Raw genomic sequence first — 23,190 nt, 5'->3', positions numbered from 1 at the left:
GAAACACAGGAGAACTGCCATCCCGATATTCGGTCATGGCGTCAGCGGTATCACGACAGATGAGCGAGCATCACAGGTCCAATCTGAGCCAGATCGAGCAGCAGGCAGTTGGCTGGGTTCAGAAGCTCGCTTCGGGGGCTGCGACAGCGGAAGAGATCGCGAGCGCGCAGCGATGGCGCATGCAGGATCCGCATCACCAGACAGCCTATGAGGAGGCCGAGCGCATCTGGCAGCGGATGGCGGTGGTGGGCCGCGCCAAATACGGCGCCGACGCAAATTTCATGGCGCCGCTTCAGGAATATGGCCGGCAGCGTGCGGTGATGACCCGGCGCGTGATGCTAGGCGCCGCCTTTGCTTCGATCGGCGGTGCGGCGATCTACGGCGCCATAAGACCGCCTCTTGGGTTGTGGCCCTCCGTCTCCGAAATGCGGGCGGATTTCCGCACCGGCACCGGTGAGCAGCGCACGGTCGCCTTTGCCGGCGATGTCGAGATCGCGCTGAATACCCAGACAAGCCTTGCAGTTCGTCCCGCAACCGCCACGGAGGAACGCATCGAACTGATCGCGGGTGAAGCATCCTTCAAAGCGCCAGGCAGTGCGTCGCGTGCGCTTGCAGTGTTTGCCGCAGACGGCAAGATCGTCAGCGAAGCCGGCCAATTCGAACTGCGCACCTTTGGCGCCGGCGCGCAAACGGTCGTGACATGTCTGGAGGGCCGGCTGAGGGTCGAAAGCGGCACGCAGGTCGCAGAGCTCAATGCAAGGCAGCGGGTCTCCTATGGTGGCCTCCGTGTCGGCGAAATCGATGCGATCGATCCGGCCGCGGTGTCGGAATGGCGCCGCGGCATCGTGACATTTCGCAATACGCCGCTGTCCGAAGCGGTGGAGGAGATGAACCGCTACAGATCCGGTCGGATCATTCTGAGCAATGCTGCGCAAGGACAGCGATTGCTCAGCGGTCGCTTTCGCATCGACCAGATGGAGCAGGCGCTCGCGCAAGTGGAAAATACGTTCAAGCTGACAGTCACGCGCTATCCCGCAGGGATCGTCGTGCTGAGTTGAACGTGATCTTGTCATGCTTGCGATCGCTGCCTCTTTCTTAAATTTTTCTTTCACTCCCTGTCACACGGCGCGCGGCACCTCCGTCTGACTCCATGAAAGCGTTTTTTCGAGCCTCAACGCATGACCGTGGGGTGACTCGAGCTTCTAACGTCAGTTCTGGGAATGGTTATTCATGTCCGTCCGTGCCGCCTCTTCGTCCTCGATCGTGACCGGTTCCAAGCTTCGCGCCATGCGGAACGCTGTATTCCTGGCAGGCGCCAGCGTGCTGACCCTGTTCGCCGCCTCACCGGCGGTTCAAGCGCGATCCTTGAACGGTGGCAGCGCAGGGGGAGTGGTTTCGGCGCCGAACATCGCGTCTGATGCCGCCGCACAGGCTGCTCGGCAGGCCGCGGCAGCCGCGCGGCAATCGCAGGACTCGCTGACGCGCGCGGCGCGGGCGGTTCAGGACATGCAGGCTGTGCAGGCCGCAGCGCGCGCTGCTGCTGCCGCTGCCCAGGCGTCAATACCGGTTCCGAACGGTCTCGGCGCCGGTGGCCTGCTGCCGCATATGCCGCAGAACTGGAGTGGTGCGAACAGCCCGACCCAGAGCATCGATGCAGCGGGACAGACCCAGGTCAATATCCGTCAGACCACCCAGCAGGCGATCCTCGACTGGCAGAGTTTCAATGTCGGCGCGCTCACCACGCTGACGTTCGACCAACAGGGCAATAGCAGCTGGACTGCGCTCAATCGCGTCAGCGGTGCCATTGCGCCGAGCCAGATCCTCGGCAATATCAAGGCCGACGGCCAAGTGCTGGTGATCAATCGCAACGGCATTGTTTTTGGTGGCAACAGCCAGGTCAATGTCGGCTCGCTGATTGCCTCGACGGCCGATATCGATACCGATCTGTTCCGCACCAACGGCATCTTCAGCACGCAAGTAAATAACAATTATGTGCCGAACTTCACCGCGGCCGGCGGCAAGGTCGTGGTGCAGTCTGGCGCTTCGATCGCCACCAATGCGCCGGCGTCCGTGAATTCCGGCGGCGGCTTCGTGCTGATGATCGGTTCGGAAGTCAGCAATGCCGGTACGATTTCCACGCCGAAGGGGCAGACGCTTCTGGCTGCGGGCGACAGTTTTGCCCTGCGCCGTGGCTTTAGCACCACCGGCAACACCATATCGACCACGCGCGGCATCGAGATCGCACCGCAGATTCTCAATGGGAGCACCAGTGGCCGCGTCGATAATAGCGGCCTGATCCTTGCACAACAGGGCGACATCACGCTGGCCGGCCGCACGCTGAACCAGAGCGGCGTGATGATCGCGACCACGTCGGTCAATACCCGCGGCACCATTCATCTGCTCAACTCGGCCAACGACTCGCAAGGCCGCATCACGCTCGGCGCCAATGCGCTGACTGCCATCCTGCCCGAACTCGACAGCTCCGAGACCGCACTCGATGGTCAGCGCGACGCTTTGATCAAAGCCTCGCCTCAGGCTGATGTTGACCGCGCCCAGGCCACGCTCGGTCTGTTCGACAATCTGTCGCGGATGACCGACCGGCAGGATCAGTCGCGTATCGAGATCGTCACCGGCGGCAAGGTCACGTTCCAGAACAAGTCGCAGACCATGGCGCAAGGCGGCCAGATCTCGGTCAGCGCCAAGGAGCGCATCTTTGTCGAGAGCGGCGCCAATATCGACGTCTCCGGCGTGCGCGGCGTATTGCTGCCGATGTCGGCCAATCAGGTGCTGGTCAATGTCCAGGGCAATGAATTGCGCGACAGCCCGCAGAACCGCGATAGCGGCCTGCTGGTCAATAAGGATGTGTGGATCGATATTCGCAATCTCACTTTGCTGGCCGACGGCACCGGCGGCTATAGCGGCTATCGCTACTACACCAAAGGTGGATTGCTGGAAGTCGGCGGTTATCTCGCCAATATCAAGCACACGATTGGCGAATGGTCGGCAGTCGGCGGCACCATTACGCTGGCGGCAAATGACGTTATTGCGCAGCAGGGCGCGCGTTTCGATATTTCCGGCGGGTCGGTCAGCTATGACGGCGGCAAGATCTATTCGACCAAGCTGATCGGCTCCGATGGCCGTATCTATAGTTTCGACAATGCACCGGCCGACATGAAGTTCGTTGGCATCGCCGGCGGCTTCTCGCGTACGCATAACATCCAGGGCCGTGTCTCCGACCAGCTCACCGAGATCTGGAGCTCGGTGTTCGACCGCTCGACAAGCTGGCGCTATGAGGATGGCTATACGGCCGGCCGCGATGCCGGCCGGCTGAATCTTTCGACACCGACCGCCGTCATGGAAGCCGACATCATTGCCGATGTCATCAAGGGCGAGCGCCAGACCTCGACACGCGCCGCCAATGTCGCCGATGGCTATAAGCAGGTGCAGGACGCGGTGCCGCTGGCCGGTACGCTCGGCCTTGCCGACTATTCGCGGATCGGGCGCTGGGATCTCTACGATACCGATATCCGCATCGGCGCGATTGCGGACATCGCCAGCAATCTTTCCGTCGATAGCCTGCTCGCAGCCGATCGCGTCAACACGGTCTGGTTTGACGCAAACCGCCTCAGCGGCCAGCGGCTCGGCGGGCTCGATCTTGGCACCCGCGGCAGCATCACGATCGACGGCAGCCTGACGCTCGCCAATGGTGGTGCGCTCGACATGACGGCAGCGTCCATCGACATCAAAGGAAATGTCACGGCGCATGGCGGACGGGTGACATCGACCAACCAGTTCAAGTCGGTTCGCGACGGGGCCGCGACAGAGGAACTGGTCAATGGTGCCCAGCCGTCGCTGACGCTGCGAGCAGGCGCGACCATCGATGTTTCGGGCCTCGTCGGCGGCGTGGCGGCCGACGGCAGCGCCTCCGCCTTGCTGGGCCTTCTCGATGGTGGAACGGTCGATCTGCAGGTGACGCGCGATATGGTCATCGAGCGTGATGCGCTGATCGATGTCTCCTCGGGCGCGGCGTTGCTGGTGAACGGCAAAATCCAGGGAGGTAAGGGTGGCAGCGTGACGCTGGTGGCCGGCCAGTCGATCAATGCCGGTGCCACCGCTGGGTCCTTGCGCCTTGATGGTGAGCTTCGCGGCTATGGCATCAGCGGCGCCGGCGCGTTGACGATCTCAACCTCGTCGGTGTTGATCGCGGCAGCGGGATCGGCTGTGGCCAACGGAGCGTTGCTGCTGACGCCCGACTTCTTCCGTCGCGGCTTCGCCAAATACGACATCAATGGCTATGGCGGCGTTACCGTCGCCGATGGCACCCACGTCGAGGTGATCGCGCCGGTTTATCAGGTGCAGGACACTTCTGCTCTGGCTGCCGGCGATCGTGCCGCATTGCAGGTCGTGCAGGCGCCGCTGTATCTCGACAATCCGGCCAAGCGCACGCTGACCCAGCGCGCCGGCGCCGATCTCGTCTTGCGCTCACAGTTGCTCGAGAAGGGCTGTGACATCGTCATCGGCAAAAATGCCGTGGTCTCGGTCGATCCTGGTCGTAGCATCAGCCTGTTCGGCGGAGGGTTGAGCGAGATCGATGTCGAGGGACGACTGAATGCCTTCGGCGGCAACATCAATATCAATATCGACGGACCGCTGGCCTATTCGCCGCAAAATGTGTCGCAGCATGCGCATCGGCGCTCGATCTGGATCGGCGACAACGCGGTGCTCGATGTCGCGGCGCGCGCGGCGGTCGGACAGGGCCGCTATGGCAGCGTCCAGGCGGGCGGCACCATCGCGATTGGTGGCGGCCATGATTGGGAGGCGACCGGCGACGGCCTGACTCAAGACATCGCCGTCGTCATCCGGCCCGGTGCATTGCTTGATGCGTCGGGGACGCGCGCGATGCTCGACGTTTCCGGTCCCAATGGACACACCCCGATCGAGGTCGCCAGCAATGGCGGCACTATCGTGCTGAAATCTGCGCATAGCTTGTATCTCGATGGCACGCTCCGTGCGCAGGCCGGTGGTGCGTCGGCAGCCGGCGGCACGCTGGCGATCGCGCTCGAGACGTCGATCTACTCGACCAGCGCCGCCTATCAAGCAGACAACGAGGTCCGCGTACCGCGCGAATTCGTACTGTCACAAGTGAATCGCGGGAGCGGCCTGTCTGCCGATATGAAGTTCGGTGAAGCCGATGCGACGCTGGCTTATGGCGTCGGTCGGCTTGGCGTTGATCAGATCACCGCTGGTGGCTTCGGCAATCTGTCTCTGCTGGTGGATGGCATTCTGTCGTTCGACGGTAATGTCACGCTCTCCCTGGCACAGAGTATTCGCCTTTACGGTGGCGCTTACGCCCTGAGCGAGGCCGCGGAGTCCAATGCGCAGATATCGCTGGCTTCGTCTTATGTCAGGCTGGCGGCGCCAACACGCATCCCAGGTGATTTCCAGATCCTTCCGACGGTGACTTGGCGAGACGGCGCTTCTGCACGCAGCAGCGATGCCACCTTCCGCGTGCAGGCGGATCATATCGATGTGCGCGACCGCGTCGGCTTTGGCGCGCGCGGTGAGGTCGCAATGCTCAACGGGCCGGCTGTCGTGATGGACCGCCGCGGCTTCGATTCCGTCGAAATGGTCAGCCGCGGTGATCTGCGTCTGCTTGGCGGTTTGACCGGACGCGGCATCGGTGTGGGTACGGAGCTGCATACGCCAGGCGATCTCACCATCACGGCAGCGCAGATCTATCCCGACACCGGCGTCTCGGCGCAGATCGTGGCGGGTTATGCGCCGGGCCGCGTCCTGGAGATTCGGCGCGGGCGCGATGGAGATATTGCTGCGCCTTATTCGCTGTTCGGCAGCCTGTCGCTCGGCGCGCACACCGTGCGTCAGGGCGGTGTCGTTCGCGCCCCGATGGGAACGCTGGTGCTTGGAACGAATGTCACCAACGCGTCGGTGACATCCGCAAATCTGCACCTCTTGCCTGGCAGTATCACATCGGTGAGTGCTGCCGGGCTATTGATGCCTTACGGCGGCACGGCCGATGGCCAGAGCTACAGCGTGGCAGGCACGACGATCACGCCGCGTGCGCTCGGCGCGTCGCAAATCTCGTTGTCCGGCGACAGTGTCATCGGCCACAGCGGTGCGATCCTCGATCTGTCCGGCGGCGGTGAACTCGTCGGCGCCGGCTTCGTCAGCGGCCGCGGCGGTTCGGTGGATGTGATCCGCACGCCGCTGGCCAATGCCAATCCAGGTTTCGATTTCAGTTCGGCCAAGAATAACGTCTATGCCATCGTCCCGACCTATGCCGGCAGTATCGCGCCGACGGGGCTCGAAGCGAGCGGTCCGGCTCTCGGCCAGCAGATCACGCTGCCGTCGGATGTCGGCGGCCTGAAGGCTGGTACCTATACGTTGATGCCGGCGAATTACGCATTGCTGCCGGGCGCATTCCGTATCGAGATCGGCGCAGCGCATACCGGTCCGAATGTCACGGCTGCGATCGAGACGGGCTCCTATGTCTCGAATGGCTATCTCGGCGTTGCCAATACGTCGATCCGGTCGGCGCTGGCCAGCCGCGTGATCGTTACGCCGTCCGATGCGATGCGTCTGCATTCGAGCTACAACACGATGGGCTACGATGCCTTTGTCCTTGCGGACTCGGCTCGGCGCGGCGGCACGCGCGGCGAGATCCTTGCCGATGCGCATAATCTCGTGCTCGCTTTCGGCTATTCGAAGCAGCGCGCCGACGCGCCGCTGCTGCAGTTCGATGGCCGCGCATTGTTCGCGCCGGCTGCCGGTAGCGTCGGTTATGGCGGCACCGTCGCGCTGACCGGTTTCGACGTCGAGATCCTCGGTAAGGGTCAACTCCCCTCAGCCGGTTTCACGGGCACGTCCGTTCATGCCGATGAGCTCAATGCGTTCGGCGCGCCGCGGCTGTTGATCGGCGGTGAGCTCGACCTGACCTATGCCGGAACCGTGGCGACCTACAGCACCAACGGATGGAGCACGACAGTGCGCAGCGGCGCTGTGCTCACCGGCGCGGAAGTTGTCCTGATCTCCGGCCGCGATGGCATCGTGGTGGAGCAGGGCGCATCGATCAATACGTTGGCCAGCGGGGCAGCCGCTTACGACTCCGATGACGGCATCGTGTTCTCGACCGGCAATGCCAGCGTGTTCGCGGTGTCCAATGGTTGGATCAACATGCTGGCGCCTGTCTCCAATGGCGGCCAGCAGCCCGGCACGATCCGGATCGGCGAATGCGCGACCGGCGCTTGCAGCGGTGAGACCACGATTCTGGCGCGTGGCACGATTGCGGTCGGCACCGACAAGGCATTCACCTTCGCGGACAATGTTCGTTACGGCGCCGAGAATCTGGCGCTGTCCGTGTCGTCGGTGAACCTCGGCAGCGATGCGGCGCTGGCGCAGGCGGCCGCCAATGGCCAGTTGCCGTCCGGCATGTCGATGAACCAGAATATCCTGGCCAGCTTGCTCGCGGGCAACAAGGGAGCGGGCATTCCGGCGGTGAAAACGCTGGTGCTGAACGCCCGCGAGTCCGTAAATATGTACGGCTCGGTGGCGCTCGATACGCTTGATGTCGCCACCGGCCAGTCCTCGATCGAGCGACTGGTGCTGGGAACGCCGGCCATCTATGGCTATGGTTCGGCCACCGACAAGGCGATCATCTCCACCGGCGAATTCGTCTGGACCGGCCTGTCGGAACAGCCATCGCCCGTGAGTGGCGGCTCGAATATTCCGAACACGCCCGGCGCTGCGATCGGCAGCCTGCTCGGCAGCAGCATGCTCGACATCTCGGCCAAACGCATCGTGTTCGGCTATGGCCCGAACACCCAGCCGGCCGTCCCTTATTCGGCGGATCGCGTCGCACTCGGTTTCAGCACGGTCAATCTGCATGCCAGCGAAAACATCTCGGCCAATCTGAAAGGCTCGCTCAGCGTCTATCATCAGCAAGGCAGCTACACGCCCGGCAGCGGCTACAGCTATAGCGGCGGCGATCTCAATCTGTTCGCGCCGGTGCTCACCGGTGAGGCCGGCTCGGTCAATCGCATCACTGCGGGCGGCGACATCCTGTTCTCGTCACAGGGTGCCGCGGCCCCCAAGCGCGACGCGCTCGGCGCCGAACTGGCGTTGACCGGCCGCAATGTCACCATCGATGGCAATATCGCACTCGCTTCCGGCAAGTTGTCGGTGACCGCCGATCAGTTGCTGTCGCTCAGCAACAATGCGCAGATCGACCTGTCCGGTCGCGCTGTCTCGTTCTTCGAGCAGACCCGCTACAGCAATGGCGGAGCGATCGTCCTGTCGAGCACGTCGGGCGATATCGTTCAGGCTGCGGGATCGTCGATCGATCTTTCGGCGGTCAATAACCGCGCCGGCACCTTGCAGGCGACCGCGCTCGGCACCGGTGCCGGCCGCATCGATCTGGCCGGTCGCATTATCGGCTCGGCCAGCGGCGAATATGACGCGGGCGGCACGTTCGTGCCGTATGATCGCGCCGAGGTCACGCTACGGGCCCAGACCATTGTCGACTTTGCCGGCCTGAATGCCCGCCTCACCGACGGCGAAGTATTCGGTGCCCGCCGCTTCCAGATCAAGCAGGGCGATCTCACGGTCGGCAATGAGGTGAAGGCCCGCACCGTCGAGATCGTCCTCGACGACGGCAGCCTCACGGTGAATGGCACCATCGATGCCAGCGGCGCGCAGGTAGGCACCATCCGCTTGATGGCGATGAACGATCTCGTCATCAACGGCACGCTTGATGCCCATGGCACGCGCCTGCGTTTCGACAGCTATGGCAAGATCATCGACGCGCCAAACCGTGCCATCGTTGATCTCACCACGCGACAGGGCACCTTGACGCTCGCAGCCGGCGCAGTGATCGATCTGCGCGCCGGCACCGATGAGGCGGCCGGTGCGTCGGCCTATCGGAACGATGGTGTTGCGCGCGGCACGCTGGCGCTGAATGCGCCGCGTCTCGGCGGCAGTGGCGTGGCCGCGGGCACCCGCGGCGACGATGGCGCTGATGACGTCGCCATCAATGTGCTTGGTTCGCCGGGGATCCGCGGCGCCAAGACCATCGCCGTCAATGCGTTCCGCATCTATGACGATGCGCCGCTCGCTGCGGCGCCGGACGTGACCGGCCACAAGCCGCAGGACATCACCCAGGCCTATCTCGACGATCTCGACGACGACAATCGCGCCTTCATCGACCGTGCGCTCGCCAATGGAACGCTGCGTGCGAAGCTGAGCGGGCTCGGCGCCTATCATCTGCGTCCGGGCATGGAGATCACCAGCCGGGTCAGCGCCGACAATCCCAATGGCGATCTCACCATCGTGGGCGATCTCGATCTGTCGAATTATCGTTACGGCCCTGATGCCGACGTTCTCAATGACGTCCGCCGCGGCTATGGCGAGCCGGGCGCGCTGGCGATCCGCGCCAAAGGCAACATCAGCATCTATGGCAGCGTCAATGACGGTTTTGCGCCGCCGCCGGCCACGCCGAACGACGATGGCTGGTATCTCGTCGAATGGCGCGACCAGTTCAACCAGCCCTTTACGCCGTTTGGCGCCGATGTGTCGATTCCGATCGATGGCGTGGTGCTCGACAAGGGCACCGTATTCCCGCGCGGCGCCACGCTCGGTTACGACGTGTCGACCGACGCGATGACGCTGCCGTCGGGTGTCATCCTGCCAATCGATGTGACACTGACGGCCAATTATACGCTGCCGGTCGGATCAGTGCTGCGCGGCAATGTCTACAATGTCGATGGCAGCATCGCGCATGCGGCCGGCAAGGTGATCCAGCAGGATATCGTGATCACCAGCGGCATGAAGCTCGGCGCCGGCACGGCACTGCGCAGCGACGCCTCGGTCGGTCCGCTGATCTGGCCGAAGGGCTTTGCCTTGCCGGCTACGATCACCGCCAATGCCACGGTCGCGATCCCGCGCGGCTCGGTGGTGCCGGGTGGCACCGCTGTCGAACTCATCGACAACAAGCCGATCGACCTGCGGCCGGTGGTGAATGGCGTGCCGGGCCGCAACTGGGCGCTGGCGCCGATGCTGGGCGAGGGTAGCACGAGCTGGGACATGCAGTTCACGGCCGGTGCCGATCTCGGCTCAGCGGATCGTCGCGCCACGATGCCCGGTGCGAGTGGCTCGATCATCCTCGCCGACAGCCATGCAATGACGAATGTGGTCACCATTCCGGCGAGCATAGTCATTTCCTATACATGGACGTCCCTAGCCACCGGCAATCGTGTCGAGGGGCAGCCTGTTCCGAAGAATCAAGAAGCCCAATGCAGGGTCAGGCCGACCTGGTGCAACAAGTTCGAAACGGTTTCGCCTGAAACCACGCAACACACCGTTCTAGCGCCGCTATTCAGCGTGGTGCGCACCGGCACCGGCGATCTCGCCATGGCGGCGGCCGGCGACTTCCGTATGGAGTCGCTGTTCGGCGTCTATACCGCCGGCGCGCGCTCGGTGACGCTAACCGACGCCAATGGCAACGACCCGTTCGATCTCGGTCGCGGCCTGTACAACGGCTTCCTGCTCGGCACCCAGGAGAATGACACCAAGTATCGCGCGGCGGCGGATGCGGCCTATCAGGCCTGGTATCCTGACCACGGCGGCAATCTCGACATCGCAGTCGGCGGCAATTTCATCGGCAACATCCTTGGCGGCATTTCCTCCAGCAACCGCTCGCAGCTCGGCACGGTCGGCGTCGGCAACTGGCTCTGGCGCCAGGGCACCGGCAGCGCCGATCGCAGCGCGGATGGCATGGCGACGGCCTGGTGGATCAATTTCGGCACTTATGTCCGCAATCCCTTCAGCAATGCGCTGACCGATCCGTTCATTGTCGGCTTCACCGGATTGGGCACGCTGGGCGGTGGCAACCTCACCATCCGCGCCGCCGGCGATGCTGGCATCATCACGGAGGGGACTGCCAATCTGGTGAACTATCCGGGCAGTGAGGGCCTGGTGGCCGCCATCGGCAGCACCGGCCGCGTGGATGCCGCCGGCAACCTGACGCTCACGGGCGGCGGCGATCTCACGCTGCAGGTCGTCGGAACGGTCAATCCGAATCTCAAGGCCACCCAGGGCGGCAGCCTCGGCAATAATCAGCAGTATACGGAGCTGAACGGCGCACTGATCAATCTACGCGGCCTGACCTCGGTGATGGCTGGTGCCGTCGGCACCGTCGATCTCGCTTACGGGACGCGCGATCACAAGGATATCCGCGCCAGCGATCCGTTCGCGGCCGGGCGCGCCATCAGCGCCGCGGGTCTGGTGCTCATGCCCGGCGACAGCGCGGTCTATCTCAACACGCCGGGAGATCTCGTGATCTCCGGCGTCAGCGATCCCGGTCGCGTGCCGGTGATCAACACGCAGGCGTTCAAGGCGGGCGGCGTGTCCTACACTGGCGATGGCGAAAGCTGGTTCTCGCTATGGACGGATCGCACCGCGATCAACCTGTTCAGCATCGGCGGCAACGTGACGCCCGGCACCATCGTCGGCCAACGCAACACGAACTATGCCAACACGTTGCAGGGCGACATCCGCACCACCTATCCGTCAATCCTGCGCGCCACGGCGGCATCGGGCAGTATCTATTACGGACTGGCCGTGGCCGGCGACACCAAGACGTCCGAGCAGGGGATCGTGCTGGCACCGTCCTCGTCCGGTGCGCTCGAATTCCTCGCGGCCAACTCGCTGTTCGGCGGCGGCTATACGATCAGCATGTCCGGCGCCGACACGCCGATCCCGACCCCGTTCAACCCGGCCTTTGTCGGGCGCGGTGGCTCGCCGGTCGGCGTCCTGCTCTCGAATACGAGCCGCGAAGGAACCCTCACCAGTGGCGGCGGATTCAACAGCCAGGCGAGCAATAGCGGCGGCGCGGCGCTGTTCGCATTCGGTCCGAACACGCTTGGCAGCCGCGATCTGCATGCGGGCAGCCAGTCGCCTGCGCTGTTCTATGCGGTCGGCGGCGACATTCTCGGTCTGGAATCGGGCGAGGTGCTGAATTTCAACGCGACTACGGGCCGGTCGATCCTCACCTGGTATGTCGGCGCGACGTCCGCACGCATCCGTGCCGGCCGCGACATCGTCGGCAGCGGAGGTCTGATCGTCAACAATAACGCAACCGACGTCTCCATCATCCAGGCCGGGCGCGACCTTACTTATGCGAATTGGCAGATCGGTGGGCCGGGCACGCTGGAAGTAACGGCCGGCCGCAACATCTATCAGGGCGATGCAGGTTCGTTGACCAGCGTCGGGCCGCTGATCGCCGGCGACAAGCGCCCTGGGGCCAGCATCGTCGTGATGGCCGGCACCGGACCGGAAGGCCCGGCGTGGCAGGCACTGCTGCGCTATCTCGATCCGGCCAACCAGTTGCCAACCGGCACGCCGCTGGATGGCTCGGGTAAAGTCGCCAAGACCTATGAGAAGGACCTGACGGCATGGCTGCAGCAGCGCTACGGCTTCGTCGCCAAGGATGACGCTGAGGCGCGAGACTATTTCACCGGGCTGGCACCCGAACAGCAGCGCGTCTTCCTGCGGCAGGTCTATTACGCCGAACTGACCGCTGGCGGCCGCGAATACAACAATCCTGAAAGCCCGCGCTATCAGAGCTATCTGCGCGGCCGCGAGATGATTGCGGCGCTGTTCCCTGCAACCGATGACGCTGGCAAGCCCACGGCCTATCTCGGCGACATCACGATGTTCGACGGCTCCGGCATTCGCACCAATTTCGGCGGCGACATCCAGATGCTGGCACCGGGCGGCCAGATCACCCTCGGCGTCGAAGGCGACCAGCCGCCGCCTTCGGCAGGCGTGATGACCCAGGGCGAGGGCAACATCCAGATGTATAGCGATGGCAGCGTGCTGCTCGGCCTGTCGCGCATCATGACGACCTTCGGTGGCAATATCCTGGCATGGACCGCGACCGGCGACATCAATGCCGGCCGCGGCGCCAAGACCACGGTGCTGTTCGCTCCGTCGCGCCGCGTCTATGACAACTATGGCAATGTCGCGCTGTCGCCGGTGGCGCCGTCTGCGGGTGCGGGCATTGCCAGCATTCCGTTCCCGGAAAAGCCGCCCGGCGATGTCGACCTGATCGCACCGCTCGGCGTCATCGACGCCGGTGAAGCCGGCATCCGCTTTGCCGGCAATCTGAACCTCGCGGCGCTGCAGATCGTCAATGCCGCGAATATCTCTGGGCAGGGCACGGCGACCGGTGTTCCCACCGTGCAGGCGCCAAGTATCAGCGGCTCGCTGTCGAGCAGCAATGCCGCGGCAGCGACGCAGCAGGCGGCAGCACCAGCGCAAAGCGCGAACGCGCAGCCGTCGGTGATCATCGTGGAAGTGTTGGGCTATGGCGGGGGAAGTGGCGACGGCGACGAAGACAACAAGCGTCGGCGCAATGAGCAGCGGACCGAACTCAACGAGAAAAAGTCCGATACGGTCCGTGTCATCGGAAGCGGTCCAATCACGCCCGAGCAGATGAAGTCGCTGACGGATGAGGAGAAGATGGAGCTTCTCGCGGGAGAGCGGCGACGATTGTGATCGTCAACGCCGTGACGGCAGGCGCTCGCTGCAGAGAATGCGGCGGGCGCTGGCGTGTGGCAGCCGATTATGGACGGCGCGGACCAGCCTGTAATCCGCTCCGCTGCAATGGTCAAAAACAAGCCCTATGTCGAGATCGCCACCGAGCTGGGTGTGAGCGCGCGTATGGTTGAGATCGACCTCAGCAACGCGTTGAAGCACTGTGCGCGAAAGCTCGGCCGGGTATGATCCGAAGAAGCGGCGGCCGGCGGCCGCACTGAGGCGATCTTCAAGCGGGCGATGCTTTGAAGACCGAGCGGTCCCTGGCCATCGGGAATGGTTCCTAGCCCTGCGTTCCGTTCCTGTTGCATCAAACGGGCTTCGACAGCTCGCTTGGTGCGAGGTAACAGACTGCTAGATCTTTGAATCGATTTGATTCCGTGCGAATGCGTTGCCGCTGTCGTGGCGAAGCGCGATCGGTGGGGAATGGGAGGCCTTATGGTTCGGGCGAGCATCGACGGCAGCGCAATGGGCTTATGCCATTCGGTTTGGTATTAATTCCTCGTTAGATCGTAATAGCATTGGCTCATAAGTCCAAAACATTGGGTTTCCCACCAATGGGCCAGAAGCAAAAGGCGAATGCCGGCCCATGATGGATGTCCTCAATCTCGCATTACCGTATTTCGGCCTGATCTTCATCGGCTTTGCCTGCGGCAAGGTGAAGAGCCTGCCCGAGTCCGGCCTGGCCTGGATGAATTTTTTCCTGCTCTATGTCTCCCTGCCTGCGCTGTTCTTCCGAATCATGGCGAAGACGCCGTTCGAGGAGCTGAACAATCTGCCCTTCGTGATCGGCACCACGCTGGCCACCGCAACGGCGTTCTTCCTGTCCGTGGGCACCGGCAAATTCCTCGGCCGGTTGACCATGCGCGAGGCCGGGATGGCGGGGCTGGCGGGCGGCTATGGCAATATCGGCTATATGGGGCCGGGGCTGGCGCTGGCCGTGCTCGGTCCGTCCGCGGCGGTGCCGACGGCGCTGGTGTTCTGCTTCGACAGTATCTTCCTGTTTTCGATCGCGCCGTTGATGATGGCGCTGACCTCGGCCGACAAGCGGCCATTGCTCCCGACCATCGGCATCGTCATCAAGCACATCCTGCTGCATCCGCTGATCGTGGCGGCCTATCTCGGTGCGGCCGTGGCAGCATTCCATATCCAGATGCCGGTGGCGCTCGATGGCATGCTGCTGTTCCTGCAGAATTCGGCGGCGCCGGTGGCGCTGTTCGCGCTTGGCGTCACCGTCGCGCTGCGGCCGCTCGGGCGCGTGCCATGGGAGATTCCGGGCCTGATCATGATCAAGCTTCTGATCCATCCGCTGATCGTGTTCGGCCTGATGCTGTTGCTCGGCCCGTTTCCGCCGGTCTGGGCGGCCACCGCCGTTCTGCTGGCATCGTTGCCGCCGGCGCTCAATGTGTTCGTGATCGCGCGGCAATATGACAGCTGGATCGAGCCGGCCTCGGTCGCGGTTCTGCTGGGCACCTTCGTGTCAGTGCTCACGCTGACCTCTGTGATGTATCTCCTGAAGTCAGGCCAGATCGCTTTTCCTTAGAATGCGCTCTTGCGCCATGACGGCGACAGCCCCTCGCGCATGGCGAGCCGGCGCAGCGGGCCGATGGCGCCCATCGCATGCATGCCGGCGGCACGGATGATCTGGACCGGCAGCAGGTCGTTGAGCAGCGAACGGTTGGCCATGTCGATGGCGAAGGTGCGCGAGGCGATATCGCTGCGGCGCATGCGGGTGTAGCGCGCAATGACGTCGGGCGCGCCGATGTCCTGACCGGCGGTGCCGGCGTCGCGGACCATGTCGGCCAGATCGGACGCATCGCGCAGGCCGAGATTGAGACCCTGCGCGCCGATCGGCGGCACCACATGCGCGGCGTCGCCCACCAGCACCACGCGGTTTTTCGCGAGCTCCCGCGGCCCGCCGATCCCGAGCGGAAAGCGATAGCGTCCGGGCTCGACCGTCATGCGGCCGAGGATGTAGTGCGACTGCTTTTCGATGGCTGCCGACAGGTCATCGTCGCTCAGCGCCATCAGGCGCTCGGCGTCTGCGGGCTTGTTGATCCAGACGATGCTGGAGCGGTCGCCGGGCAGCGGCACGAATACGCACGGACCGGCCGGTGTGTGGAATTCGGTCGATACGTTCCGGTGCGGGCGGCTGTGGCTGACATTGAACGTGACGGCCACCTGATCCAGCGGACGGCGCTCGGCGGTGATGCCGGCGGCGTCGCGGGACATGGATTGCCGGCCGTCGGCGCCGACCGCGAGCCGCGCTGCAATGGTCTCGCCCTGTGCGGTGAGGATGGTCACTTCCATCTCGCCGGGGTTGACCGAAGCGGCCTCGTCGTCGATGCGGACGAGATTGCTCAGCTCCGCCGCGCGCGCTTCCAGCGCGATCATCAATTCGCGGTTCTCGATATTGTAGCCGAACGTGTCGAGACCGATCTCCTCGCTGACGAACTTGACCTCTGGCGCGCGGATCAGCCGGTTGGTGTCGTCCACCAGCCGCATGGTGGTCAGCGCGGCCGCCTTGTCGGCGCAGCGATGCCAGACGTCGAGCGACTGGAGAAAGTCGACGGAGCCGCCGAGGAGGGCGGTGGTGCGGTTGTCCGCATAGGGCAGGCGGCGGGCGACGAGCGCCGTGCGGGCGCCGGTTTCGGCCACGGCCACGGCCGCGGCAAGGCCGGCCGGACCGCCACCGACAATGGCGACGTCATAGAGGGAAGCGGGGGTATCGGTCATGGCCGAACCATCGGCTTTTGGGCCGGTCTTTTCAAGCCATGACGCGTTGCAAAATCGTTCCACTCGGCCTCGGCGGCCGAACGCCGCAAGCGTCGCCGTGCAAAGTTCTGCAATTCCTGCTAGCAATCCGTTGTCCATGACCGCTTCGAGTCCCGACAATCGTCCGTCTGTTCCACGGCCCGCGCGCATGGCGGCGTTCTCCGTTCATATTTTCACGGCGCTTGGCGCCGGAGTTGCGTTGATCGCCATGATGAGCGCTGTGCGCGGCGAGTGGGCCGCGATGTTCGGCTGGCTCGGTCTGGCCCTCGTGATCGACGGGCTCGACGGTCCCATGGCGCGTTATCTCGATGTCGGCCGCGTGTTGCCGAACTGGTCGGGCGACGCGCTGGATTTCGTGGTCGACTTCCTCACTTACGTGTTCGTTCCGGCCTATGCGATCGCCACCTCTGGTCTGCTGGCACCGTGGACCGCCACGCTGCTTGGTGCCGGCATAGTCGTCACCAGCGCGCTGTATTTCGCCGATCTCAGGATGAAGACCGACGACAACCATTTCCGCGGCTTTCCGGCGCTGTGGAACGGAGCGGCGTTCTATCTGTTTCTGCTGCAGCCTTCGCCGATGCTGGCGAGCGCTGTGGTGCTGGCGCTGATCATCCTGACTTTCGTCCCGCTGCATGTATTGCATCCCGTACGCGTCAAGCGTTTGCGATGGCTCAATCTGATGCTGATGGCGGTATGGGCGGGATTGGCCGTCATCACGCTGATACAGAATTTCGATGTTGCTCTGCCTGTGACCATCTCGCTCTGCCTGATCGCGCTCTACATTGTCTGCGGTGACGCCGTCATCCGCCTCATGAGGCCCTCCACGCCATGATCGAATTGTTCTCCAGCCCGGAAGCCTGGGCCGCGCTGCTGACGCTGACTGCGCTCGAAATCGTGCTCGGCATCGACAATGTGATTTTCCTGTCGGTGCTGGTGTCGCGGCTGCCGGAGCCGCAAGCGACGCGCGCACGACAGATCGGTCTGGCGCTCGCGCTGATCTTCCGGATCGCGCTGTTGAGCATCCTGGTCTGGCTGATCGGCCTCACCGCGCCGGTGGTGACGGCCTTCGGCTTCTCGCTATCGTGGCGCGATCTGATCCTGATTTTCGGTGGCCTTTTCCTGATCGCCAAGGCGACGCATGAAATCCATGCCGAAGTCGAAGCCCGCGAGGGTGCGGTGACCGACAAGCCGGTGCCGAATGCGTTTGCGTGGGTGATCCTGCAGGTTGTCGTCGTCGATCTCGTCTTCTCGCTCGACAGCATTATCACGGCCATCGGCATGGCGCAGGATATCGAGATCATGGTGGCAGCGGTCATCATCGCCTGTGCGGTGATGTATGTGTCGTCGGGGCCGGTGGCGCGTTTCGTCGCGGAATATCCAACCACCAAGATGCTGGCGCTTGCATTCCTCGTGCTGATCGGCGTGTCGCTGGTGGCAGATGGTTTCAGTTTCCATATCCCGCGCGGCTACATCTATTTTGCCATCCTGTTTTCGGCGGCGGTTGAACTGTTCAACGTGCTGGCCAAGCGTAACCGCAGGAAGCGAGGCTAGGTCCGGTTGACATCTCCCGGCCATTGGTATCGCTTGTGCGCGAAGTCATTCAGGGAGATTGAGCGATGACGAAGGCCGTGCGCGTCCATCAGGTTGGCGGACCCGAAGTGCTGACCTATGAGGATGTCGAGGTGCCGGCACCGGGCGCAGGCGAAGTTCGTATTCGCCAGCATGCCATCGGCGTCAATTTCATCGACACCTATTTCCGCACCGGCCTCTATAAGGCGCCGCAGTTGCCTTTCATCGCGGGCAACGAAGCGTCGGGCGAGGTGGTCAGCGTTGGGGCAGGCGTCACCGGTTTCCATCCGGGCGATCGCGTCGCCTACTATTCCAATCTCGGCAGCTACGCGACCGAGCGCGTCTTTGCCGCCGATCGCCTGGTGAAGCTGCCGGATCGCATCACCCATGAGCAGGGCGCGGTGCTGATGCTCAAGGGGCTCACGGTCTGGTATCTGCTGCACAAGACCTTCAAGGTCGAGCCGCACCACCGCGTGCTGATCCACGCTGCGGCCGGCGGCATCGGCCTGATCGCCTGCCAATGGGCCAAGGCGATGGGCGCGCATGTGATCGGCACTGTCGGCTCGAAGGAAAAGGGCGAACTCGCGCTCGCCAATGGCTGCGACCACGTCATCTATTACAACGAGGAAAACTTCGTCGAGCGCGTCAGGCAGATCACGCGCAATGAGTTGTGCGATGTCGTCTATGACGGCGTCGGCAAGACGACGTTCCCTGGCTCATTGTCCTGCTTGAAGCCGCTGGGCCTGTGGGTGTCGTTCGGGAATGCGTCGGGCCCAGTGCCGCCCTTCGCGATCGCTGAACTCAACAATCACGGCTCGCTGTTCGCGACGCGGCCAAAGCTCAACGACTATGTGGCCAAGCGGAAAGATTTGCTGGAAGGCGCGGATACGCTGTTCTCCGCGGTGATCGACGGCAAACTGCATGTGCCGATCAACCACGCCTATGCGCTGAAGGATGCAGCCAAGGCGCACACGGATCTGGAAGCCCGCAAGACGACAGGTGCTGTGATTTTGAAGGTGTGACCTTCTTTTCCCTCCCCAAGCCGCGAAGCGGCGCAGCGGGGAGGGTGGATCGAAGCGAGCGTTCAGCGAGCTTCGAGACGGGTGGGGTGCTTCCACAAGCCCTACGTCACGTGGGCACCCCCACCCCGGCCTTCGGCCGACCCTCCCCACAAGGGGAGGGTTAAGAACCCCTACGTTCCAATTAAAACCCCGCCACCGTCCCGTGCAGATCGTAGTTATCCGCACGCTCTATTTTCGCCGTGACGATCTCTCCGACCTTAAGAGGTCGCCGCGCAGTTACATACACCGCACCATCGATCTCCGGCGCATCTGCCTTCGAGCGGCCCTTCGACACGGTCGGGCCGACCTCGTCGATGATCACTTGCTGCCGCGTGCCGACCTTGCGCTTGAGGCGGCGGGCCGAGATCTTCTGCTGGCGCTCCATCAGCGCGTTCCAGCGCTGCTGCTTCAGTTCGGCCGGCACATCGAGGCCGATGCCGTTCGAGACGGCGCCCGCCACCGGCTCATATTTGAACGCGCCGACGCGGTCGATCTGCGCTTCGTCGAGCCAGTCCAGCAGATACTGGAAATCGTCCTCGGTCTCGCCGGGAAAGCCGACGATGAAGGTCGAGCGCAGCACGAGGTCGGGGCATTGCTCTCGCCAGGCCTTGATGCGGTTGAGCGTCTTGTCCTGCGCGGCAGGTCGCTTCATCGCCTTCAGCACGTTCGGCGCGGCATGCTGGAACGGGATGTCGAGATAGGGCAGCACATTGCTGCCGGGCGTCATCAGGCCGATGACTTCATCCACATGAGGATAGGGATAGACATACTGCAGCCGCACCCACGCGCCGAGATCGCCGAGTTCCTTGGCGAGATCGTAGAATTTGGCGCGGACGCTGCGATCCTTCCACATGCTCTCGGCATATTTGATATCGACGCCGTAAGCCGAGGTGTCCTGCGACACCACCAGCAGCTCCTTGACGCCGGCCTTCACCAGCTTCTCGGCTTCGAGCAGCACGTCCTTGGCCGAGCGCGAGACGAGATCGCCGCGCAGCTTCGGGATGATGCAGAAGGTGCAGCGATTGTTGCAGCCTTCGGAAATCTTCAGATAGGCATAGTGCCGCGGGGTCAGCTTGATGCCCTGCGGCGGGACGAGATCGATATGCGGATTGTGCACCGGCGGCAGCGCACGATGCACGGCGTCCAACACGCTCTCATATTGCTGCGGGCCGGTGATCGACAGCACATTGGGATAGGCCGCCTCGATCTGCTCGGGCTCGGCGCCCATGCAGCCGGTGACGATGACCTTGCCATTGACCGCCATGGCCTCGCCGATGGCGCCCAGCGATTCTTGCTTGGCGCTGTCAAGGAAGCCGCAGGTGTTGACGATGACCACATCGGCGCCATCATGCTTGCGGGCTAGCTCATAGCCTTCGGCGCGCAGGCGCGTGATGATGCGCTCGGAATCCACCAAGGCTTTGGGGCATCCCAAGGACACAAACGAGATTTTGGGCGCGGCGGCCTGCTGCATGTTTCGATCTGCCTGATTGAAGGGCAGCAGGTAGTCCCATTTGCTCGCAAATTCAAGGATTTATGCGCGGTGATGAGGGGGCGAATTCCCCTTGCGGGGTGGGCAAGACGACTTGTCCGCCTTAGCCTGAAGGGCGACGGCAGCAGCGCGCCCGCTGTCACAAGCGGTCTGCTGGAGGGGGCACGTTGCGGCGCTCCTCTGCTCATCCTACCGGTCACTTCCATTTTATGGATTCATATGATATGTATATAGCATATCAGTGGAGGGTGTGATGCGTGCTTTGATCGATATGAGCGACGCCCAGGTGAAAGCCTTGGACGCGCTGGCGAAACGAGGGAGGCAGTCTCGTGCTGCGCTGATCCGGGCGGCGATCGACGACTATCTCCAACGCCATCATCGCGCCCAGGTGGAGGACGGTTTCGGCCTGTGGGGCAAACGTGAGGTCGATGGTCTGGCCTATCAGGACAAGGTGCGCAGCGAATGGTAGGCGCGCTATTCGACACCAACATCCTCATCGACCATCTGAACGCCGTGCCCCAGGCCCGCGAAGAGATCGCGCGTTTCGAAAATCGCGCCATCAGCATCATTACCTGGATGGAGGTGATGGTGGGCGCGAAACGCGATCTGGTCGAGCAGACCCGCCGCTTTCTCGGCGGCTTCGAAGTCATCGCCCTGGACAACGCGATTGCCGATCGTGCAGTGACGTTGCGGCAGACGCATCGCATCAAGCTGCCCGATGCGGTGATCTGGGCAACGGCGCAGACCGCCGCACGTCTGCTGGTGACCCGCAATACGAAGGACTTTCCGCCCGACGATCCCGGAATTCGCACGCCCTATGCTTTATAGGCCGTAGCCCGCAGTCCTCGCTGGCTCTCAATACAAGGCTTTATGCCGCAGCGCCGCATGCTATGGATAGGTATCCAGCCGAGAGCCCGATGCCCGACAAGTCGCCCAAGATCGTCATCGTCGACGAAAGCCCGATCCGGGCCGCCATCCTTGAAGAAGGGCTGCGCGAGGCCGGCTATGGCGATGTGCACCACATCCGGGAAATGCAGAACCTGCTGGCCCGGATTTACCAGCTCGATCCCGAGGTCATCCTGATCGACCTCGAAAACCCCAGCCGCGACGTGTTGGAGCAAATGTTCCAGGTGTCCCGCGCGGTGCGCCGGCCGGTCGCCATGTTCGTGGACCAGAGCGACGCCGAGTCGGCGCGGGCGTCGGTGGATGCGGGGGTATCTTCCTATATCGTGGACGGGCTGAAGAAGGAGCGGATCAAGCCGATCCTCGATCTCTGCATTTCCCGCTTCAACGCCTTCTCCAAGCTGCAGGACGAACTCGAGCGCACCAAGTCGGCGCTGGAGGAGCGCAAGATCATCGACCGTGCCAAGGGCATCGTGATGAAGCTCAAGGGCCTCAATGAAGAAGAGGCCTATGTCCTGCTGCGCTCCACGGCGATGCGCGAGAAGAAGAAGATCGGCGAGATCGCACAGTCGATCATCACCGCAGCGGAGCTTTTGAAATGACCCATCCGCTTCGCATCGGTTTCATTCCGCTGGTTGATGCTGCCGCACTGATCGTTGCCGTCGACAAGGGCTTTGCGAAGGACGAGGGACTTGCTGTCGAACTCGTCCGCGAAGTGTCATGGTCGAATGTCCGCGACAAGCTGAATATCGGCCTGTTCGAGGCCGCACACCTGTTGGCGCCGGTCGCGATCGCGTCGAGCCTCGGGCTAGGCCATGTGAGGGTGCCGATCGTGGCGCCGTTCAATCTTGGCATCAATGGAAATGCCATCACGGTGTCACCGGCGCTGCATGCGGCAATCATGTCGGAGCTGGATGGCGATGCCAACAATCCCGATTTTGCCAATCCCATGGCGACGGCGCAGGCGCTGAACCGCGTGGTGGTGGCACGGGCGCGGGCAGGGGCCGATCCGCTGACCTTCGGGATGACGTTCCCGTTCTCCACCCACAACTACCAGCTCCGGTTCTGGATGGCCGCAGGCGGCGTCGATCCCGACGAGGATGTGCGGCTCGTGGTGCTGCCGCCGCCATACATGGTGGACAGTCTCGCCAACGGGCATGTGGATGCTTTCTGTGTCGGCGCGCCCTGGAATTCGGTCGCGGTCGATCTCGGCATCGGCCATATCCTGCACTTTGCATCGGATATCCTGCAGCGCGCGGCCGAGAAGGTGCTGGGCATCCGGCAGGTCTGGGCGGAGAAGAACCCGGAGATCGTCGTTGCGCTGACGCGCGCGCATGTGAAAGCGGCCGCCTTCATCGAAGCGCCGGAGAATCGCGGCGAGGTCACGGCCATTCTCGCCAGGCCCGAACGGATTGGCGTGTCTCCCGAGGTGCTGCAGCGGACGCTGGACGGCAAGCTCAAGATTTCGCCCGATGGCACCTGGCGCGAGAGCAACCGCTATCTCCTGGTCGGCCGCGAAGACGCCGGGCGGCCCGATCCGAGGCAGGCCGCGTGGCTCTATGCCCAGATGGTGCGTTGGGGCCAGACAGCAATCAGCCCTGAGGCGCTGGCCATCGCGGAGTCCGTGTTCCGACCTGATCTCTACGACGCGGCCATCGGCAAGTCCGGCGGTGGCGATGACCACGCCGGCGATCCGGTCGGGGCTTTTGCCGGGCCGGCTTTTGATCCCGCCAAAATCGAGACGCATCTCGCCGCCTTCGAAATCGCATATCCGAAGAGCTGAGA

13 protein-coding genes are annotated in these 23,190 nt (G+C 63.4%); 11 read left to right on the top strand and 2 right to left on the bottom strand.

Annotated features, from left to right (window positions below; all coding sequences use genetic code 11):
* Positions 1-35 precede the first annotated feature (35 nt).
* From RPMA_RS15385 to RPMA_RS15370, 4 genes are all read left to right on the top strand, one after another.
* On the top strand, positions 36-1,058 hold the full coding sequence (locus RPMA_RS15385; RefSeq protein ID WP_211908341.1) for a FecR family protein: 1,023 nt from the start codon (positions 36-38) through the stop codon (positions 1,056-1,058).
* Between the two features lie 172 nt (positions 1,059-1,230).
* Positions 1,231-13,569, top strand: coding sequence for a filamentous haemagglutinin family protein (locus tag RPMA_RS15380; protein ID WP_211908339.1), 12,339 nt, complete (start codon positions 1,231-1,233; stop codon positions 13,567-13,569).
* Between the two features lie 69 nt (positions 13,570-13,638).
* Complete coding sequence (locus RPMA_RS15375; RefSeq protein ID WP_211908337.1) at positions 13,639-13,797, top strand: sigma factor-like helix-turn-helix DNA-binding protein; 159 nt, start codon at positions 13,639-13,641, stop codon at positions 13,795-13,797.
* A 400-nt stretch (positions 13,798-14,197) separates the two neighbouring features.
* Positions 14,198-15,151: an AEC family transporter gene (locus RPMA_RS15370; protein ID WP_211908335.1), complete on the top strand. Its 954-nt coding sequence runs from the start codon at positions 14,198-14,200 to the stop codon at positions 15,149-15,151.
* Here the strand turns inward: RPMA_RS15370 and RPMA_RS15365 are convergent.
* Positions 15,148-16,344: a UbiH/UbiF family hydroxylase gene (locus tag RPMA_RS15365; RefSeq protein WP_211908333.1), complete on the bottom strand. Its 1,197-nt coding sequence runs from the start codon at positions 16,342-16,344 to the stop codon at positions 15,148-15,150. The genes RPMA_RS15370 and RPMA_RS15365 overlap by 4 nt on opposite strands.
* A gap of 136 nt (positions 16,345-16,480) precedes the next feature.
* Here RPMA_RS15365 and pcsA point away from each other — a divergent pair, with 136 nt between their 5' ends.
* The 3 genes from pcsA to RPMA_RS15350 all read left to right on the top strand — a co-directional run bounded on the left by pcsA (position 16,481) and on the right by RPMA_RS15350 (position 18,974).
* Complete coding sequence (gene pcsA / locus RPMA_RS15360; RefSeq protein WP_211908326.1) at positions 16,481-17,215, top strand: phosphatidylcholine synthase; 735 nt, start codon at positions 16,481-16,483, stop codon at positions 17,213-17,215.
* Positions 17,212-17,934, top strand: a complete 723-nt coding sequence (locus RPMA_RS15355) for a TerC family protein (RefSeq protein WP_211908324.1) — start codon at positions 17,212-17,214, stop codon at positions 17,932-17,934. Before pcsA ends, RPMA_RS15355 begins: the two co-directional genes overlap by 4 nt.
* A 65-nt stretch (positions 17,935-17,999) precedes the next feature.
* Complete coding sequence (locus RPMA_RS15350) at positions 18,000-18,974, top strand: quinone oxidoreductase family protein (RefSeq protein WP_211908322.1); 975 nt, start codon at positions 18,000-18,002, stop codon at positions 18,972-18,974.
* A 181-nt stretch (positions 18,975-19,155) separates the two neighbouring features.
* On the opposite strand, the gene rimO is transcribed toward RPMA_RS15350, so the two are convergent.
* Positions 19,156-20,484: a 30S ribosomal protein S12 methylthiotransferase RimO gene (gene rimO, locus RPMA_RS15345; protein ID WP_211908319.1), complete on the bottom strand. Its 1,329-nt coding sequence runs from the start codon at positions 20,482-20,484 to the stop codon at positions 19,156-19,158.
* 271 nt (positions 20,485-20,755) lie between these two features.
* Between rimO and RPMA_RS15340 the strand changes: the two genes are divergently transcribed.
* The 4 genes from RPMA_RS15340 to RPMA_RS15325 all read left to right on the top strand — a co-directional run bounded on the left by RPMA_RS15340 (position 20,756) and on the right by RPMA_RS15325 (position 23,188).
* Positions 20,756-20,971 (top strand): ribbon-helix-helix protein, CopG family, encoded by a 216-nt coding sequence (locus RPMA_RS15340; protein WP_211908317.1) that lies wholly within the window; start codon positions 20,756-20,758, stop codon positions 20,969-20,971.
* Entirely contained in the window at positions 20,965-21,330 is a 366-nt protein-coding gene (locus RPMA_RS15335) for a type II toxin-antitoxin system VapC family toxin (RefSeq protein ID WP_211908315.1), read from the top strand. Before RPMA_RS15340 ends, RPMA_RS15335 begins: the two co-directional genes overlap by 7 nt.
* A gap of 89 nt (positions 21,331-21,419) precedes the next feature.
* Complete coding sequence (locus tag RPMA_RS15330) at positions 21,420-22,007, top strand: ANTAR domain-containing response regulator (protein ID WP_211908313.1); 588 nt, start codon at positions 21,420-21,422, stop codon at positions 22,005-22,007.
* Positions 22,004-23,188 carry a CmpA/NrtA family ABC transporter substrate-binding protein gene (locus tag RPMA_RS15325; protein ID WP_211908311.1) on the top strand — a complete coding sequence of 395 codons (1,185 nt, stop codon included), beginning with the start codon at positions 22,004-22,006 and terminating at the stop codon, positions 23,186-23,188. Before RPMA_RS15330 ends, RPMA_RS15325 begins: the two co-directional genes overlap by 4 nt.
* Positions 23,189-23,190: the final 2 nt, after the last annotated feature.

The sequence above is a fragment of the Tardiphaga alba genome, assembly GCF_018279705.1.
GTDB lineage: Bacteria > Pseudomonadota > Alphaproteobacteria > Rhizobiales > Xanthobacteraceae > Tardiphaga > Tardiphaga alba.
Note: the sequence above shows the minus strand (reverse complement) of the source record. Positions and strands in the feature narration are given on the sequence as shown.